Consider the following 15,292-nt stretch of genomic DNA (forward strand, 5'->3'; position numbering starts at 1 on the left):
GGTGACTTTTTTGTTACAATAGCTAGAAAAATCAGGGTCTTAGAAGGAGAAAACAATGAAAGTCTATCAGCATGTAAATATCGTGACTTGTGACCAAGATTTCCATGTTTATCTGGATGGTATCTTAGCCGTTAAGGACTCTCAAATCGTCTATGTCGGCCAAGAGAAGCCAGAGATTTTAGAGCAAGCTGAGCAGATTATAGACTATCAGGGAGCCTGGATTATGCCTGGTTTGGTCAATTGCCATACCCATTCTGCTATGACAGGTTTGCGAGGGATTCGGGATGATAGCAATCTCCATGAATGGCTCAATGACTATATCTGGCCAGCAGAAGCAGGATTTACTCCCGACATGACTACCAAGGCAGTCAAAGAAGCTCTGACAGAAATGCTCCAGTCAGGAACAACAAGCTTCAACGATATGTATAATCCCAATGGTGTGGATATTGATCAAATTTATCAGGCAGTCAAGGCATCTAAGATGCGTTGTTATTTCTCACCGACCCTCTTTTCTTCAGAGACAGAAACAACTGCTGAGACTATAAGCAGAACACGATCCATTATAGAAGAAATCTTAGGATATGAAAATCCAAATTTCAAGGTTATGGTAGCCCCTCATTCTTCCTACAGCTGTAGTAAAGATTTGCTGGAAGAGAGCTTAGATATGGCAAAAGAGCTGAATATTCCTATCCATATCCATGTGGCGGAGACCAAGGAGGAATCAGGAATTATCCTCAAACGCTATGGCAAACGCCCCCTTACTTTTCTTGAAGAACTGGGTTATTTAGAACATCCGTCCGTCTTTGCTCACGGGGTCGAATTAAACGAGAGAGAAATTGAACGCTTGGCAACTTCTCAAGTATCTATTGCTCACAATCCTATTAGTAACCTCAAACTGGCTTCTGGAATCGCTCCAATCATCCAACTCCAAAAAGCAGGAGTAGCAGTGGGGATTGCGACAGACTCGGTTGCTTCCAATAACAATCTAGATATGTTTGAGGAAGGACGCACAGCAGCCCTTCTTCAAAAGATGAAAAGTGGAGATGCCAGCCAATTTCCTATTGAAACAGCCCTCAAAGCTCTGACGATAGAGGGTGCTAAGGTTCTAGGAATGGAAAAGCAGATAGGAAGCCTAGAAGTTGGCAAGCAAGCAGATTTTCTGGTCATTCAACCACAGGGAAAAATCCATCTTCAACCTCAGGAAAATATGCTCTCTCACCTGGTTTATGCTGTCAAATCCAGTGATGTCGATGATGTTTATATCGCTGGAGAACAGGTGGTTAAGCAAGGCAAAGTTTTGACAGTAGAGATTTAAAAAAATTTAAAAAAAGTTTGCAAAAATCTTGCATTCTTTTTTTGTCTATGCTATACTTATATACGGTTTGAAAAAACTGCCTAAGACAGTAGGGGAGCTCGACTCATAAAGATCCTACCGAGGACAAAACGTATCATGTAAAAAGAAGCGTATTGTACTTTCGTGTCTAGGTTTGGGCGCGTTTTTCTTTTGGAAAAATTCCCCAAGCAAAATAATTACGGAGGTGAACACACTAATGAGTGAAGCAATTATTGCTAAAAAAGCGGAACTAGTTGACGTAGTAGCTGAAAAAATGAAAGCTGCTGCATCTATCGTCGTTGTAGACGCTCGTGGTTTGACAGTTGAGCAAGATACAGTTCTTCGTCGTGAGCTTCGTGGAAGCGAAGTTGAGTATAAAGTCATTAAAAACTCAATCTTGCGTCGTGCAGCTGAAAAAGCTGGTCTTGAAGAACTTGCATCAGTATTTGTTGGACCATCTGCAGTAGCATTTTCTAACGAAGATGTTATCGCACCAGCGAAAATCTTGAACGACTTTTCTAAAAACGCTGAAGCACTTGAAATTAAAGGTGGTGCAATCGAAGGCGCTGTCGCATCTAAAGAAGAGATTCTTGCACTTGCAACTCTTCCAAACCGCGAAGGACTTCTTTCTATGCTCCTTTCTGTACTTCAAGCGCCGGTGCGCAACGTTGCTCTTGCAGTCAAAGCGGTTGCAGACAACAAAGAAGACGCAGCTTAATCTTAAGCTACGCAGCGTAGCCTAGCTACGAAAAATCTATTATAAATTTAAAAACATATTTGGAGGAAATAACAATGGCATTGAACATTGAAAACATTATTGCTGAAATTAAAGAAGCTTCAATCCTTGAATTGAATGACCTTGTAAAAGCTATCGAAGAAGAATTTGGTGTAACTGCAGCTGCTCCTGTAGCTGTTGCTGCAGCTGGTGTTGCTGACGCTGGTGCTGCTAAAGATTCATTCGACGTTGAATTGACATCTGCAGGCGACAAAAAAGTTGGCGTTATCAAAGTTGTACGTGAAATCACTGGTCTTGGTCTTAAAGAAGCTAAAGAACTTGTTGACGGTGCACCAGCACTTGTTAAAGAAGGCGTTGCAACTGCAGAAGCTGAAGAAATCAAAGCTAAATTGGAAGAAGCTGGAGCTTCAGTTACTCTTAAATAAGAGGCATATACCAATTAGAATTCGGAATACTATAGTATCAGCCTTTTAGAATCGTGAACACATTTTAGAAACTGATAAATTAATTTAGTTTCCTGCCAAAAACCCTACCAAAAATTAATTTGGCAGGGTTTTTCTTTTTAATAAAAATATTTTGGAGAACAGTTGAATATTGTTCTCCTTTTTTTATTTTCTGGAGGGAAAATGACAAAAGAATTACAATCATCACGCTATATCGTCATTTCATTTTTAGTACGTGAAATGGGAATTGACATTGTTGAAGCCATCTCTCTTATGGCTGAATTAGAAAAAAGTGGCTTGGTTCGCTTGGAATCAAATGGCGATTTAATACTCAAAGAACTTGGAGGAGAGCTATGAAACGAATTACCGCAAATCAATACCAAACTTCAGAACGGTATTATAAATTACCTAAAATTCTTTTTGAGGATGAGAAATATATGGATATGAAACTAGAAGTAAAGGTGGCTTATTCTATTTTAAAAGATCGTTTAGAATTATCTCTCAGTCGTGGTTGGATAGATGAAGAAGGCGCGGTCTATTTAGTATTTTCTAATTCTAAACTGATGAGGCTGTTAGGTTGTTCGAAGTCAAAATTACTGTCCATCAAAAAAACTCTTAAAGAATATGACTTAATTGATGAAGTTCAACAGTCTTCAAGTGAGAAAGGAAGACTAGCTAATAAGATTTATTTAGGGGAATTATCTTCTACCCCAGTAGGTAATTCAAACAGGCCTAGTGTTAAAAAAAGACTAGGGCAGGTTGAAAATCAAACGGCCCCCGTCTCACATTCAGCCCCTAGTGAGACTGAAGTTAGTGATACTAAATATAGTGAGACTGATTCTTTATTTATTGAGGATGAGGAGGATAGGAATACTCAACCTATCTTGAAAAGAAAAGTAGAAAAGGTCACAAAATATGATCGAGATTATATTTGGGGATTGGTACAAGATCAATTTAGACGCGAAGGTTTTTCTGAAACAGCCAGTGAAATTGCTATGACTGATTTTGAGAAAATCTATCAGTATGCTCTAGATAATGTCCGCTTTGTTAGACGTGCGGAAGTGCTTGCTGAATTTGTGTTTAACGGCTTGTATTCTGTTTGGAATAACCGTGTTAGAAAAGGAGGTGGTTAAATGTCGCCAATCGAGTGGATATTAGTTATGCTCATTTTCATTTCAAGTGGTTTGACTCTTTGGACATTAATAGTCGATCAGAAAGGGGTAATCAAGAAATGAAATTTATTGATTTATTTTCAGGTATCGGTGGTTTTCGACTAGGAATGGAAAGTGTCGGACACGAGTGTATTGGATTTTGTGAGATTGATAAATTTGCTAGAGAATCTTATAAATCCATTTTTCAAACGGAAGGAGAAATAGAATTTCATGACATACGAAATGTTTCAGATGATGAATTTAAAAAACTTAGAGGGAAAGTCGATATCATCTGTGGGGGATTCCCTTGTCAAGCATTTTCAATCGCAGGAAGACGATTGGGATTTGAAGATACTAGAGGAACTTTGTTCTTTGAAATTGCTCGGGCGGCCAAACAAATCCAACCACGTTTTCTTTTTCTTGAAAATGTTAAAGGCCTACTCAATCACGATAAGGGACGGACGTTCACCACAATCCTTACCACACTTGATGAGTTGGGGTTTGATGTTGAGTGGCAGGTGCTTAACAGTAAGGATTTTGGCGTTCCCCAAAACAGAGAGAGGGTGTTTATTATCGGACATTCTAGAAAGAAAGGTACCAGACTCTTATTTCCTTTCAGACGAGAAGGTCAAGCAACTAACTCTGAGATTTTAAAAACATTAGGAAATTTGAATCCATCAAAAAGTGGAATGAGCGGTAAAGTTTATTATTCAGAAGGTCTTGCGCCAACCTTAGTTCGTGTGAAAGGAGAAGGATTTAAGATTGCGATTCCTTGTATGACACCAGACAGATTAGACAAGAGACAAAATGGTAGACGCTTTAAGGAAAATCAAGAGCCGATGTTTACTTTAAATACTCAGGATCGTCATGGCATTGTCGTTGTTGGAGATTTACCCACTAGCTTTAAGGAGACCGGTCGCGTCTATGGAAGTGAGGGCTTATCTCCAACACTGACTACGATGCAAGGAGGAGATAAAATTCCCAAAATACTGATTCCAGAACCAATCCAATTTTTAAAAGTCAGGGAAGCAACTAAAAAAGGATACGCTCAAGCAGAGATTGGAGATTCAATCAATTTGGAAAGACCAAGTTCTCAGTATCGGCGTGGTAGAGTTGGAAAAGGTATAGCGAATACGTTAACAACTAGTGGTCAAATGGGAGTAGTGGGTAGCTATGAAGGAGAAGATAAACAAGTTTATCATGTAGCTGGTGTCTTGATAGATGGACAATTTTACCGTCTGAGGATACGACGAATCACTCCTAAAGAGTGTTTTCGCTTGCAGGGCTTTCCTGATTGGGCTTTTGAAGCTGCGAGAAAAGTCTCTAGTAATAGTCAGCTCTATAAACAAGCTGGTAATAGTGTAACCGTTCCTGTGATTGCCGCGATCGCAAAGAAATTAAAAGAAATAGAGGAAAAAGATGAAAGCATTAAATAAAGAATCAATACTAGATTGTGATGAATTAGAAACAGAATTACATGATGCAGAAATCAAACAGCTGGATGAACAATTATTTTTGATGCCCAATTATCCATGTGAGTTTGAAGTAACATTTTTAGATGATTACCATAAAAAACACAACTACCCACTATTTTACGAGTCCTATCTTCAAAACGTTATGGAATTCCTTGAAAGTCAAGACATAAAGAATGGGGTTGATGCCTTTGTAGATGATAATCAGAATCTTGTTTTTGTTTTATATGGACAAGGCTATCGAGCCGAGGGAAAAGAAGGAATACTTACAACCCAAGTAACTGTAAAAGCTTATGATGAAGACAAGAAATCGATTAACTTCTCAAATTCATTAGATTCCTTAATCGTCTCAGAATATCAAATGGAACCGAATCTTTGGGAGGTCTCCCATGATTGATCTCTATCTAAGTAAAAATAGCCAAAGAAATCAACTTCTTTTGGATTTCTTTCAAAAGTATGGCATCGAGGTGTCTTGTCATTCGATTTCTGAAATGACAAAGGATAAATTAATTGAGATGATGAGCTATTCTTCAGATTGTTTTGAGTTTCTATCTCCCAATTTATTACGATTTAAGAACCGTGACAATCTAAGATTAACGGATTTCATTGAAATGATATTAAAAAATCCTGAACTATGCATCAGGCTTCCTCTTGCGGTTTCAAATAAGAGAGTTTATCCAAATCTGAATTTGGAAGAGGCTAGAGCTCTATTGCCAAGAGATACGAAACAATTGATTTACATGGCACAAACACATTATTTATCTAGTTAAAGGAGAAGCAATATGGCTGAACGATTTTGGGAGAACTTGTCCATTATTTTGGCTGAAAGAAATATTAGCTGGATTGAGTTAACCAGAAAAATGTTTGCGGGAGAGTTTCACTATCCAAGTGAATTGAATCGTTTGTATCAAAAAATACGCCACTACAAGATGGAACAACGAATGCCTCAAAGTCCATGGGTAGAAAGGATTGTGCAGGTATTAGATTTAGATTATGAAGATTTATTTCGGAGGTAACTATGAAAAGAATAATTCCAGTTTATATATTCCAACAAGTAAATGTCTTATTGGTATCCCTATACTTACTGAAATTGCTTTGTATTGGTGAGTTAACCATACTACAGATTCTCTATTGTGCGTCGCTCATTTCTTTTTTATGGATGTATGGCCAACGAAAACAAGTGGTCAAGGTCAATATGAAAACTAGGATGAAATGGCTTGGTATTGGATTCGTTAGCCTACTGATTATAAGCCTATGTTTTAGTCTGATTCATGCTCAAGGAACCACGAATCAAGCAAACTTAATTGGACTTCAACATCAGGTTCCTTGGTTTTCATTTTTATTGTTCTTAATCAATGCGAGTATGGTTGAAGAATTTCTGTATCGAGAAATTTTATGGAACCTGGTCAGAAAATTAGATATTCGAGTTGCTTTGACAAGTGTTTTATTTGCCTTAGTACATCATCCAGGAACCATTCTAGCTTGGTGTTTATATGTTTCACTTGGGATCTTTTTAGGGATGGTGCGCTATAAATCGGACTTATGGGGAAGTATGGGTCTACATTTGGTGTGGAACCTACTAGTTTATAGTTTGCTGCTTTTTTAGACAAACAAAGTATAAATTTCTAATTATCTTTTTATATTTTCTTAAATGCTCGTAAAGCCTTATTCTATGTGCTTTCGAGTATTTTTACTGTAGGAAGATACTTCACGTTTCTTTGCATATTTCCTCATGTCTTAGCTGTCAGAAGTGGTAAATAAGTAGTAAATTCATTTGTACTACTAAGCAACAAGACGCTCCTGTTGCTTCTCTTTATTCAAGCGTTTCATTTCTGCCATTGCAGAATCGAATGTTGCATGTGCGTAATAGTTCAGCGTCATGGCTATATTAGCATGTCCCATAATGTACTGTAATGCCTTTGGATTCATTCCTGCATTTGCATAGTTGGTACAGAATGTATGTCGCAAACTATGTGGAGTGATGTGTGGCAATTTATCCTCGTTATACTTATTGTATTTCTTAACAAGACCTTTCATCATGCCGTTGTAATCACTTGCCACTTTTGGATAGTTCTTTCTATTAAGAAAGAGGAAATCACTATATCCATCAATCTCAACACGCTTATCATTCTTTCGATTCGCTAACACTCGCTTAAATGCTTGATAGGCTTCTTCAACCATAGGAACTTGACGTTCGCCACTTTTGGTCTTTGGTGTTTCAATGTAGTACCCAATTTCAGTATCTCTCAATAGCTGATGGTCTATATTGACAAGACGATTCTCAAAATCTAAATCTGGAAGTGTCAAACCACCAAACTCTGAAATACGAAGACCTGTTTTTAAGAGTATCAGAATTTCATCATAATTTTTGCTGTAGGTTTTATCAGCTTTTGCAAAGGCTAACAGTTTTTCTTCCTGTTCTTCTGTTAGTACGGTCTTAGGGACAGTATCATCATCAAGAACTGCTTTCAGTTGAAAGTCAAATGGATTCTTCCGAACACAATCATCTTGTATAGCAATATAGAATGAAGCCTTTAAAGAACGTTTGTAGTTATTGATGGTTTGATAAGCATAACCATTTTCACTCATTCTAATAGCCCATTCTTTAGCGTCTGATGGCTTAATACTGTCAATACTTCTTACACCTAACTTGTCTTTCTTCAAAATATCCATAAGATATTTGCGTCCAGTTTCAGTGTTTTTTCTAACCTTTGGTCTTTGAGCGTTCTGTTTTGCGTAAAGCTGGCAGAGTGTCATTTTCTTTCCTACAACATCAATACCATCATGAATGTCTTTCTGTAACTCTGCGATTTTCTCTCTAAGTGAGATACAATCACGCTTTCCTGCTGGTACTCGGTCTGTAGCCACAAGTTTCCACGAGTAAACAAATTGCGGTTCTCCAAATGAATCTATATATTTGTATAAGTATCTTCCGTCTTTTCGTTGGCTCTCTCCAGTCTTTAAGATTCGACCTTTATTGTCACGTCTTTTTTCTGACATGGCATTTGCTCCTTTCCTTTATGGAAAGAGCCTTGATACGACTTAATACTATTTTATCATATACAAGACCCTTTGGCGACGCTAGATTGCGTCCAATGTATCTATAATTTTTTCAAATTGTTTTCGTTTAATCTGAATACGATTGCCATTCATAATCAGCCAATTTGCATTTTTATTTTCCTCTGCCAAGCGTCGTAGCTTGTTTTCGCCAATACGAAAATATTTTGACGCTTCTTCAATGGTTAGGGTATAACGTTCCCAAATAGGAATGTCAGTCTGCTTCATAAAATCCTCCTTTCCAAATCACTTATTTGGATTTCATAAAAGTTGTTTTACCAGCAATCGAACAGCTTTAGCAAAGCTCACGGGAGTTCCACCCCTGCATGGTTCTCATGTAGCCATACTCATTGCCTGCGACGGTTTTATCACGCTCGGACTATTGACTGTATGGGAGTATCATTATCACGATAAGAATGTCGTTGCAGGCAATCCTGCTAAAGATTGCTTCTCGGATCACTAACATGAATCGCTCGCTATCTTTATAAGATAGGTCATGGCGGTTAGTTCCGTTGGCTCTTTTCTTATCGAAACGTATTCGATTACTTTTATTCAGTTTTCAAAGAACAATGGCTCGTTAGCCTATCAAAACACATTGAAAGCTCAATATGCTTTGGTGGAATAACAAACCTCCCTGTTCGGGAAGCGTGGAATGGTTTAGCACGCTTCCACGAAAGGAGAGAGGATATTACTTAATTTCAAATGACAAAATCTTTGTAATCAGTCTGGTTTCCATTCTTCCACGTAAGACTTCATCAACGACCATACTTTGATTGCCATATTCATCTTTCATAAGTCGTAGGGAACGCTTCGTTATGTACCCTCTGTAATGATGTAGAATCTGGTTAATCGCTTCGGTATCGCCATCTGTTGCCTTTACAATGAGAGGAAAGGGAATCATAGGATATTGTGTTTTCATTCTTCAAATTCCTCCATAAACTTTTTAATTAAGGCTAGTCCACTGGTTCTATGCCGATAGACAGTAGAACGGTTCAATTTCAACAGGTCTGTAATTTCTGAATCGCTCATGTCCATAAAGTAAAACAGCAGTAGAATTTCACGTTTCTTGTCTGGCAACTCACGTAATGCTTCACTCAACAAATCATTTTCAACGCCTACTGATAACCCATTGAGTGTAAAAATCTGAAAGTCAGTTGAATAGTTATCTGTTGTCGCAAACTGGCTAACAAGATAATCGCCAACATCCGAAAAGGACACCTCACGCTTTGCAATCCTTGAAAGATAAAGCATATAATTCTTTCGCTCGTCTTCCATAGCACGTTTACAGATATAGTCAAACTGATTTTCTATTGTGGTCTGAAAAGAAGATGGTTTCATGTTTCTCACCCCCTTTCTGTCTAGGAAAGGAAGTGAGCCTTGCTCGTTTATCTCCTTTCACTCTTAGTCCCAATGTGAAAGGGGGATTTGTTGCATTACTGATAAATAAACTTTGTAAAAAAGTTCTGAATAGCCAAAAAAGCATATAAACAGATTTATTTCTCTGTTTACATGCTTCTGTTATTCTATCTATATGATTTATAAAACCACATTGGTGGACGTACTTATCTATTGCAGATAGACGACTTTTTTTGACAAGAACCCAATGTAAGGAAATTTATTGTATATGATGTACTTCATGGCGACGTTGACCTCCAACAAACCGCCATTTGGAAGTAATATACAATATTTTAACAGCGTAAATAGCACTACCATATAACGGTTTTTTTATTGGCGTTTAGTAGTGCTTTTTATTAAATATAAACCTATAAACCATATAACACGTTTTTCTATACCTGTTTTTAATTCAGTAGGAACAATAAAATGTATAGAGGTGGTCTACTATGCGTAAAAAAGAAGATAAATATGATTTTAGAGCCTTTGGTTTAGCCATTAAAGAAGCTCGATTGAAACGAGGTTTAACTCGTGAACAAGTGGGAGCATTGATTGAAATTGACCCACGGTACTTAACTAATATTGAAAATAAAGGGCAACACCCCAGCATACAAGTTCTTTATGACCTTGTATCGTTACTTCATGTTTCCGTTGATGAATTTTTCTTACCTGCTAATAACTTGGTAAAAAGCACCCGACGATTACAGATAGAGAAATACATGGATAGCTTTACAGACAAAGAACTATCCTTAATGGAATCTTTAGCCAGCGGTATCAACGAAGCAAGAAACATCGAAGACTAATTAAAAGAATCCATACATAACGGAAAGAGCCGATAAAATGAGATTGTATTAATCTCATTTTATCGGCTCTGCGTCTTTGCGTCTGGCTCTGTAATCACAGTTACTTTGAACTGCTTTATTTCAATTAAATTTTCTTGTCTGCATTTCGGACAATAGAGGGGGAATTTTTTTAATTCAGTATCTTCCCTTATCTTTAATCGTGTTTTATTTCCACATACAGGACATGTTGAGGCGGTAAGTTTGCTAGTCAAGGAGTAAAACGACGAAGATTAGCATTTACTTCCGCCCATGCGATAGCTGTCCGTGATTGACAAGTGCTAGCACGCAGACAGAACGGAGATAGCGAACCGCTGAGTGTGTCGCTCTGCTCGTAAAAGCTTAGAAACCTTTGAACGAAAGGGATAATGAAAGCCTTGATTGCAAGGCTTTTTGCTTTATGGTGGGTAAGTATCAGAGTGAGAAAATTTTTGGAATGAGTAGAAGTGATAGCTAGAAATTATCAGTTTCTATTTCCATTTACCCTGTGGGTACGTGTTTGTTTCCATTGACAAGGAGTTTGTGGGAATAGAAATGTACCCACCTTGTTTGAATCAAGTGAAGTGTAGTTGAAGGAAATCTGTTGAAAGCAATACTTCATTTTACCGAATAAGTAATAATTTAGGCAACTTCAAATCGATTAAAAAAAACTATTTTAAAGGTTAAGAGTAGACAAAAATTGTCCACTCTTTTTTGCAAACTCAATTTATCAATAAATGAAATGAGGGAATGTAAAATGAAATATTTTGAGGTTGAGTTAGAAAATCCTGATGAATTTTTAAAACTACAAACAGAAGATTTTGTGAAAGCTAATCGCTTGCTACTAAGGAAGATAATCCAGAGCGTTACAGTCTATGAAGAAAACTTCGTCATATCCTTTAAATCTGGCATCGAATTGGAAGTATGAGTCTCATTCCATAACTTTTATATTGAACATATCATCTTGTTGTGTTATACTATAAATTGATATAAACAAAGATGTAGGAGGAACCGAAACTATGACAGCCTCAATGCGTTTAAGATAAGCTGGCAATAAAAAAAGCAGAATCTATACCCGATGATAGGCTTTTTTGTTGTGCTTATTTATACGATATTGAGCATTCATTAGTTACGGTGAGGATATTGGTTATTTAACTATACCTTTATTTAACTATGTCTTTAATATGAATGTTTCCAAATTGTATGTATGCAGACCAAAAGCCACATTGTGGGGTTTGGCCTGCATTTTTTATTGCCTAGAATGCTATTCAAAATAGAAATTCAAGCAAAATAATATGCAGGAGATAATATAAATGGAAAAATACAACAATTGGAAACGAAAATTTTATGCAATATGGGCAGGGCAAGCAGTATCATTAATCACTAGTGCCATCCTGCAAATGGCGATTATTTTTTACCTTACAGAAAAAACAGGATCTGCGATGGTCTTGTCTATGGCTTCATTAGTAGGTTTTTTACCCTATGCGATTTTGGGACCTGCCATTGGTGTGCTAGTGGATCGTCATGATAGGAAGAAGATAATGATTGGTGCCGATTTAATTATCGCAGCAGCTGGTGCAGTGCTTGCTATTGTTGCATTCTGTATGGAGCTACCTGTCTGGATGATTATGATAGTATTGTTTATCCGTAGCATTGGAACAGCTTTTCATACCCCAGCACTCAATGCGGTTACACCACTTTTAGTACCAGAAGAACAGCTAACGAAATGCGCAGGCTATAGTCAGTCTTTGCAGTCTATAAGCTATATTGTTAGTCCGGCAGTTGCAGCACTCTTATACTCCGTTTGGGATTTAAATGCTATTATTGCCATCGACGTATTGGGTGCTGTGATTGCATCTATTACGGTAGCAATTGTACGTATACCTAAGCTGGGTAATCAAGTGCAAAGTTTAGAACCAAATTTCATAAGGGAGATGAAAGAAGGAGTTGTGGTTCTGAGACAAAACAAAGGATTGTTTGCCTTATTACTCTTAGGAACACTATATACTTTTGTTTATATGCCAATCAATGCACTATTTCCTTTAATAAGCATGGAACACTTTAATGGAACGCCTGTGCATATTTCTATTACGGAAATTTCCTTTGCATTTGGGATGCTAGCAGGAGGCTTATTATTAGGAAGATTAGGGGGCTTCGAAAAGCATGTATTACTAATAACAAGTTCATTTTTTATAATGGGGACCAGTTTAGCCGTTTCGGGAATACTTCCTCCAAATGGATTTGTAATATTCGTAGTTTGCTGTGCAATAATGGGGCTTTCGGTGCCATTTTATAGCGGTGTGCAAACAGCTCTTTTTCAGGAGAAAATTAAGCCTGAATATTTAGGACGTGTATTTTCTTTGATCGGAAGTATCATGTCACTTGCTATGCCAATTGGGTTAATTCTTTCTGGATTCTTTGCTGATAAAATCGGTGTAAATCATTGGTTTTTACTATCAGGTATTTTAATTATTGGCATTGCTATAGTTTGCCAAATGATAACTGAGGTTAGAAAATTAGATTTAAAATAAACAATATTGGAGGAATATTTATGTATCTTATTTTCATGTAACTCTTCCTGCTAAAATCGCAGGGTTTTCCCTGCATACAAGCAAATGAAAGCATGCGATTATAGACAGGAGGAAATGTTATGGAATTAATATTAAAAGCAAAAGACATTCGTGTGGAATTCAAAGGACGCGATGTTTTAGATATAAATGAATTAGAAGTATATGATTATGACCGTATTGGTTTAGTAGGAGCAAATGGTGCTGGAAAAAGCACTTTACTCAGGGTACTTTTAGGAGAATTAACTCCCCCAGGATGTAAAATGAATCGTCTGGGTGAACTTGCCTATATTCCCCAGTTGGACGAAGTAACTCTGCAGGAGGAAAAAGATTTTGCACTTGTAGGCAAGCTAGGTGTTGAGCAATTAAATATACAGACTATGAGCGGTGGTGAAGAAACAAGGCTTAAAATAGCACAGGCCTTATCGGCACAGGTTCATGGTATTTTAGCGGATGAACCTACGAGCCATTTAGACCGTGAAGGAATTGATTTTCTAATAGGACAGCTAAAATATTTTACAGGTGCACTGTTAGTTATTAGCCATGACCGCTATTTTCTTGATGAAATAGTAGATAAAATATGGGAACTGAAAGATGGCAAAATCACTGAGTATTGGGGAAACTATTCTGATTATCTTCGTCAGAAAGAGGAAGAACGTAAGAGCCAAGCTGCAGAATACGAACAATTTATTGCGGAACGTGCCCGATTGGAAAGGGCTGCGGAGGAAAAGCGAAAACAGGCTCGTAAAATAGAACAGAAGGCAAAAGGTTCTTCAAAGAAAAAAAGTACTGAAGACGGAGGGCGTTTAGCTCATCAAAAATCAATAGGAAGTAAGGAAAAAAAGATGTATAATGCTGCTAAAACCCTAGAGCACAGGATTGCGGCCTTAGGAAAAGTAGAAGCTCCGGAAGGCATTCGCAGAATTCGTTTCAGGCAAAGTAAAGCATTGGAGCTCCATAATCCATACCCTATAGTCGGTGCAGAAATTAATAAAGTATTTGGGGATAAGGCTCTGTTTGAAAATGCATCTTTTCAAATTCCGTTAGGAGCAAAAGTGGCGTTAACTGGTGGTAATGGAATCGGAAAAACAACTTTAATCCAAATGATCTTAAACCATGAAGAAGGAATTTCTATTTCGCCTAAGGCAAAAATAGGTTACTTTGCACAGAATGGTTACAAGTACAACAGTAATCAGAATGTTATGGAGTTTATGCAGAAGGATTGTGACTACAATATATCAGAAATTCGTTCAGTGCTAGCATCTATGGGGTTCAAACAGAACGATATTGGAAAAAGTTTATCTGTTTTAAGCGGTGGAGAAATTATAAAATTGTTGCTTGCTAAAATGCTCATGGGTAGATATAACATCCTAATAATGGATGAACCCAGTAACTTCCTTGACATACCAAGTTTAGAGGCTTTGGAAATACTAATGAAGGAGTACACCGGAACTATCGTGTTTATCACCCACGATAAACGATTACTCGAAAATGTAGCAGATGTAGTTTATGAAATTAGAGATAAGAAAATAAATCTGAAACATTAAATTTAAGGTAGTCGCTGGTCAGTATAGTCTGTTCTGGTTGGCGACTCCATTGTTAAAGAGTATAAAGACTTTAGATTTTATGAATATTAAAAATAGGAACAGTCAATTGAACTGCTCCTATTTTTCTGCTAAATATATTGTAGTTTTCTTATATGTATAATGATAGATTAGCGGATTCTCATCTACGGTACTTACTTCAAATATGAAGAAGTGATCGCGGTTATCTCTGGACTTTTCCTTATTGAGGACAAAGTAATTCTTACGTGAAGTCGCCATTGTTTTTAGGATATCATCAGTTAGGAAGGTCAATGGAATATTCATGTTAGAGTAGCGGTAGAAGTCACGTTCAAAATCTTGGTAGCTCTCGCTATAATAGTCCATTTGTAGGTGATTACGCTGAAACTCAAGCTGATTCATAGAGCACCTCCTCGACAAGTTCAATACTAATAATGTCTTTTAATTTCAAATTGATGTGACCTGTTGTAGTTTTTATCAAAATGAAATCTTTGGTCAGACTTGGTATTGTTCCAGTGTAGGAAACACGCTTGTTTTTTTCAATCACTTGAATGCGTGTGCGTAGCTGCCCGGCGTATACTTGACTGAGGAGTAATAATTTCTTCTCTAGTGATAAGTCAGACATGTACGTTACTTTGTTTGTATCATCAGAGAGTGCTGATGCATGTTCAGATAGGAAAAAGCCCATCCATTTTTGCATCTTTGTATCCTGGTACTCTCTTGCTGATTGAAATGGTAAATATGAACGGTCAATCATATCA

At 37.3% G+C, this 15,292-nt stretch carries 22 protein-coding genes and 1 other annotated feature; of the genes, 15 read left to right on the forward strand and 7 right to left on the reverse strand.

What is annotated here, in order from left to right:
* Positions 1-55 precede the first annotated feature (55 nt).
* The 10 genes from HMPREF2764_RS02965 to HMPREF2764_RS03005 all read left to right on the forward strand — a co-directional run bounded on the left by HMPREF2764_RS02965 (position 56) and on the right by HMPREF2764_RS03005 (position 6,741).
* A complete protein-coding gene (locus HMPREF2764_RS02965; RefSeq protein WP_049501097.1) occupies positions 56-1,315 on the forward strand; it encodes a TRZ/ATZ family protein in 1,260 nt (419 codons plus the stop codon).
* Positions 1,316-1,376: 61 nt separating this feature from the next.
* Positions 1,377-1,512 (forward strand) — a sequence feature (ribosomal protein L10 leader region).
* A 38-nt stretch (positions 1,513-1,550) separates the two neighbouring features.
* Positions 1,551-2,051 carry a 50S ribosomal protein L10 gene (rplJ, locus tag HMPREF2764_RS02970; RefSeq protein WP_004259693.1) on the forward strand — a complete coding sequence of 167 codons (501 nt, stop codon included), beginning with the start codon at positions 1,551-1,553 and terminating at the stop codon, positions 2,049-2,051.
* Positions 2,052-2,125: 74 nt separating this feature from the next.
* Positions 2,126-2,494, forward strand: coding sequence for a 50S ribosomal protein L7/L12 (gene rplL / locus HMPREF2764_RS02975; RefSeq protein ID WP_070527119.1), 369 nt, complete (start codon positions 2,126-2,128; stop codon positions 2,492-2,494).
* A 201-nt stretch (positions 2,495-2,695) separates the two neighbouring features.
* The gene (locus tag HMPREF2764_RS09565; RefSeq protein WP_000159606.1) at positions 2,696-2,869 is read left to right on the forward strand and encodes a hypothetical protein; all 174 of its coding nucleotides are present in this window, start codon (positions 2,696-2,698) and stop codon (positions 2,867-2,869) included.
* Positions 2,866-3,645, forward strand: a complete 780-nt coding sequence (locus HMPREF2764_RS02980) for a replication initiator protein A (protein ID WP_070496609.1) — start codon at positions 2,866-2,868, stop codon at positions 3,643-3,645. Before HMPREF2764_RS09565 ends, HMPREF2764_RS02980 begins: the two co-directional genes overlap by 4 nt.
* A 98-nt stretch (positions 3,646-3,743) precedes the next feature.
* On the forward strand, positions 3,744-5,099 hold the full coding sequence (gene dcm, locus HMPREF2764_RS02985) for a DNA (cytosine-5-)-methyltransferase (RefSeq protein WP_070527123.1): 1,356 nt from the start codon (positions 3,744-3,746) through the stop codon (positions 5,097-5,099).
* Positions 5,083-5,532 (forward strand): hypothetical protein, encoded by a 450-nt coding sequence (locus HMPREF2764_RS02990; RefSeq protein WP_000645892.1) that lies wholly within the window; start codon positions 5,083-5,085, stop codon positions 5,530-5,532. The genes dcm and HMPREF2764_RS02990 overlap by 17 nt, the downstream gene beginning before the upstream one ends.
* The gene (locus HMPREF2764_RS02995; RefSeq protein ID WP_000566534.1) at positions 5,525-5,905 is read left to right on the forward strand and encodes a thioredoxin domain-containing protein; all 381 of its coding nucleotides are present in this window, start codon (positions 5,525-5,527) and stop codon (positions 5,903-5,905) included. Before HMPREF2764_RS02990 ends, HMPREF2764_RS02995 begins: the two co-directional genes overlap by 8 nt.
* Before the next feature lie 12 nt (positions 5,906-5,917).
* The gene (locus tag HMPREF2764_RS03000) at positions 5,918-6,151 is read left to right on the forward strand and encodes a hypothetical protein (RefSeq protein ID WP_000840776.1); all 234 of its coding nucleotides are present in this window, start codon (positions 5,918-5,920) and stop codon (positions 6,149-6,151) included.
* 2 nt (positions 6,152-6,153) lie between these two features.
* Positions 6,154-6,741, forward strand: coding sequence for a CPBP family intramembrane glutamic endopeptidase (locus HMPREF2764_RS03005; RefSeq protein WP_000821303.1), 588 nt, complete (start codon positions 6,154-6,156; stop codon positions 6,739-6,741).
* Between the two features lie 176 nt (positions 6,742-6,917).
* Here HMPREF2764_RS03005 and HMPREF2764_RS03010 read toward each other — a convergent pair whose 3' ends face one another.
* Positions 6,918-8,135 carry a tyrosine-type recombinase/integrase gene (locus tag HMPREF2764_RS03010; RefSeq protein WP_001291561.1) on the reverse strand — a complete coding sequence of 406 codons (1,218 nt, stop codon included), beginning with the start codon at positions 8,133-8,135 and terminating at the stop codon, positions 6,918-6,920.
* Positions 8,136-8,216: 81 nt separating this feature from the next.
* Entirely contained in the window at positions 8,217-8,420 is a 204-nt protein-coding gene (locus HMPREF2764_RS03015; protein ID WP_000814511.1) for an excisionase, read from the reverse strand.
* Here HMPREF2764_RS03015 and HMPREF2764_RS10260 point away from each other — a divergent pair.
* Positions 8,404-8,655: a hypothetical protein gene (locus tag HMPREF2764_RS10260; protein ID WP_001845478.1), complete on the forward strand. Its 252-nt coding sequence runs from the start codon at positions 8,404-8,406 to the stop codon at positions 8,653-8,655. The genes HMPREF2764_RS03015 and HMPREF2764_RS10260 overlap by 17 nt on opposite strands.
* A gap of 225 nt (positions 8,656-8,880) precedes the next feature.
* On the opposite strand, the gene HMPREF2764_RS03020 is transcribed toward HMPREF2764_RS10260, so the two are convergent.
* A complete protein-coding gene (locus tag HMPREF2764_RS03020; RefSeq protein ID WP_000857133.1) occupies positions 8,881-9,111 on the reverse strand; it encodes a helix-turn-helix domain-containing protein in 231 nt (76 codons plus the stop codon).
* Positions 9,108-9,530, reverse strand: coding sequence for a sigma-70 family RNA polymerase sigma factor (locus HMPREF2764_RS03025; RefSeq protein WP_016399599.1), 423 nt, complete (start codon positions 9,528-9,530; stop codon positions 9,108-9,110). The genes HMPREF2764_RS03020 and HMPREF2764_RS03025 overlap by 4 nt, the downstream gene beginning before the upstream one ends.
* 503 nt (positions 9,531-10,033) lie before the next feature.
* Here HMPREF2764_RS03025 and HMPREF2764_RS03030 point away from each other — a divergent pair.
* The gene (locus HMPREF2764_RS03030) at positions 10,034-10,387 is read left to right on the forward strand and encodes a helix-turn-helix transcriptional regulator (RefSeq protein WP_001227347.1); all 354 of its coding nucleotides are present in this window, start codon (positions 10,034-10,036) and stop codon (positions 10,385-10,387) included.
* Between the two features lie 59 nt (positions 10,388-10,446).
* Here HMPREF2764_RS03030 and HMPREF2764_RS09575 read toward each other — a convergent pair whose 3' ends face one another.
* Complete coding sequence (locus HMPREF2764_RS09575) at positions 10,447-10,638, reverse strand: cysteine-rich KTR domain-containing protein (protein ID WP_001860868.1); 192 nt, start codon at positions 10,636-10,638, stop codon at positions 10,447-10,449.
* Between the two features lie 521 nt (positions 10,639-11,159).
* Here HMPREF2764_RS09575 and HMPREF2764_RS03035 point away from each other — a divergent pair.
* From HMPREF2764_RS03035 to msr(D), 3 genes are all read left to right on the forward strand, one after another.
* Positions 11,160-11,330, forward strand: a complete 171-nt coding sequence (locus tag HMPREF2764_RS03035; protein ID WP_000873143.1) for a hypothetical protein — start codon at positions 11,160-11,162, stop codon at positions 11,328-11,330.
* Positions 11,331-11,715: 385 nt separating this feature from the next.
* Positions 11,716-12,933, forward strand: a complete 1,218-nt coding sequence (gene mef(A) / locus HMPREF2764_RS03040; RefSeq protein ID WP_000417519.1) for a macrolide efflux MFS transporter Mef(A) — start codon at positions 11,716-11,718, stop codon at positions 12,931-12,933.
* Positions 12,934-13,052: 119 nt separating this feature from the next.
* On the forward strand, positions 13,053-14,516 hold the full coding sequence (gene msr(D) / locus HMPREF2764_RS03045) for an ABC-F type ribosomal protection protein Msr(D) (protein WP_000420313.1): 1,464 nt from the start codon (positions 13,053-13,055) through the stop codon (positions 14,514-14,516).
* A 117-nt stretch (positions 14,517-14,633) separates the two neighbouring features.
* Here the strand turns inward: msr(D) and HMPREF2764_RS03050 are convergent, their stop codons facing one another.
* On the reverse strand, positions 14,634-14,933 hold the full coding sequence (locus HMPREF2764_RS03050; protein WP_001072467.1) for a DUF5960 family protein: 300 nt from the start codon (positions 14,931-14,933) through the stop codon (positions 14,634-14,636).
* Positions 14,920-15,288, reverse strand: a complete 369-nt coding sequence (locus HMPREF2764_RS03055) for a hypothetical protein (protein ID WP_000567222.1) — start codon at positions 15,286-15,288, stop codon at positions 14,920-14,922. Before HMPREF2764_RS03055 ends, HMPREF2764_RS03050 begins: the two co-directional genes overlap by 14 nt.
* Positions 15,289-15,292: the final 4 nt, after the last annotated feature.

The sequence above is a fragment of the Streptococcus sp. HMSC073F11 genome (genome assembly GCF_001810785.1).
Taxonomy (GTDB): domain Bacteria; phylum Bacillota; class Bacilli; order Lactobacillales; family Streptococcaceae; genus Streptococcus.

Bases quoted from the DNA above. Each gene is read 5' to 3' on its own strand.
- HMPREF2764_RS02965 (WP_049501097.1), top strand. From the start codon at position 56: ATGAAAGTCTATCAGCATGTAAATATCGTGACTTGTGACCAAGATTTC.
- rplJ (WP_004259693.1), top strand. From the start codon at position 1,551: ATGAGTGAAGCAATTATTGCTAAAAAAGCGGAACTAGTTGACGTAGTA.
- rplL (WP_070527119.1), top strand. From the start codon at position 2,126: ATGGCATTGAACATTGAAAACATTATTGCTGAAATTAAAGAAGCTTCA.
- HMPREF2764_RS09565 (WP_000159606.1), top strand. From the start codon at position 2,696: ATGACAAAAGAATTACAATCATCACGCTATATCGTCATTTCATTTTTA.
- HMPREF2764_RS02980 (WP_070496609.1), top strand. From the start codon at position 2,866: ATGAAACGAATTACCGCAAATCAATACCAAACTTCAGAACGGTATTAT.
- dcm (WP_070527123.1), top strand. From the start codon at position 3,744: ATGAAATTTATTGATTTATTTTCAGGTATCGGTGGTTTTCGACTAGGA.
- HMPREF2764_RS02990 (WP_000645892.1), top strand. From the start codon at position 5,083: ATGAAAGCATTAAATAAAGAATCAATACTAGATTGTGATGAATTAGAA.
- HMPREF2764_RS02995 (WP_000566534.1), top strand. From the start codon at position 5,525: ATGATTGATCTCTATCTAAGTAAAAATAGCCAAAGAAATCAACTTCTT.
- HMPREF2764_RS03000 (WP_000840776.1), top strand. From the start codon at position 5,918: ATGGCTGAACGATTTTGGGAGAACTTGTCCATTATTTTGGCTGAAAGA.
- HMPREF2764_RS03005 (WP_000821303.1), top strand. From the start codon at position 6,154: ATGAAAAGAATAATTCCAGTTTATATATTCCAACAAGTAAATGTCTTA.
- HMPREF2764_RS03010 (WP_001291561.1), bottom strand. From the start codon at position 8,135: ATGTCAGAAAAAAGACGTGACAATAAAGGTCGAATCTTAAAGACTGGA.
- HMPREF2764_RS10260 (WP_001845478.1), top strand. From the start codon at position 8,404: ATGTCAGTCTGCTTCATAAAATCCTCCTTTCCAAATCACTTATTTGGA.
- HMPREF2764_RS03015 (WP_000814511.1), bottom strand. From the start codon at position 8,420: ATGAAGCAGACTGACATTCCTATTTGGGAACGTTATACCCTAACCATT.
- HMPREF2764_RS03020 (WP_000857133.1), bottom strand. From the start codon at position 9,111: ATGAAAACACAATATCCTATGATTCCCTTTCCTCTCATTGTAAAGGCA.
- HMPREF2764_RS03025 (WP_016399599.1), bottom strand. From the start codon at position 9,530: ATGAAACCATCTTCTTTTCAGACCACAATAGAAAATCAGTTTGACTAT.
- HMPREF2764_RS03030 (WP_001227347.1), top strand. From the start codon at position 10,034: ATGCGTAAAAAAGAAGATAAATATGATTTTAGAGCCTTTGGTTTAGCC.
- HMPREF2764_RS03035 (WP_000873143.1), top strand. From the start codon at position 11,160: ATGAAATATTTTGAGGTTGAGTTAGAAAATCCTGATGAATTTTTAAAA.
- HMPREF2764_RS03050 (WP_001072467.1), bottom strand. From the start codon at position 14,933: ATGAATCAGCTTGAGTTTCAGCGTAATCACCTACAAATGGACTATTAT.
- HMPREF2764_RS03055 (WP_000567222.1), bottom strand. From the start codon at position 15,288: ATGATTGACCGTTCATATTTACCATTTCAATCAGCAAGAGAGTACCAG.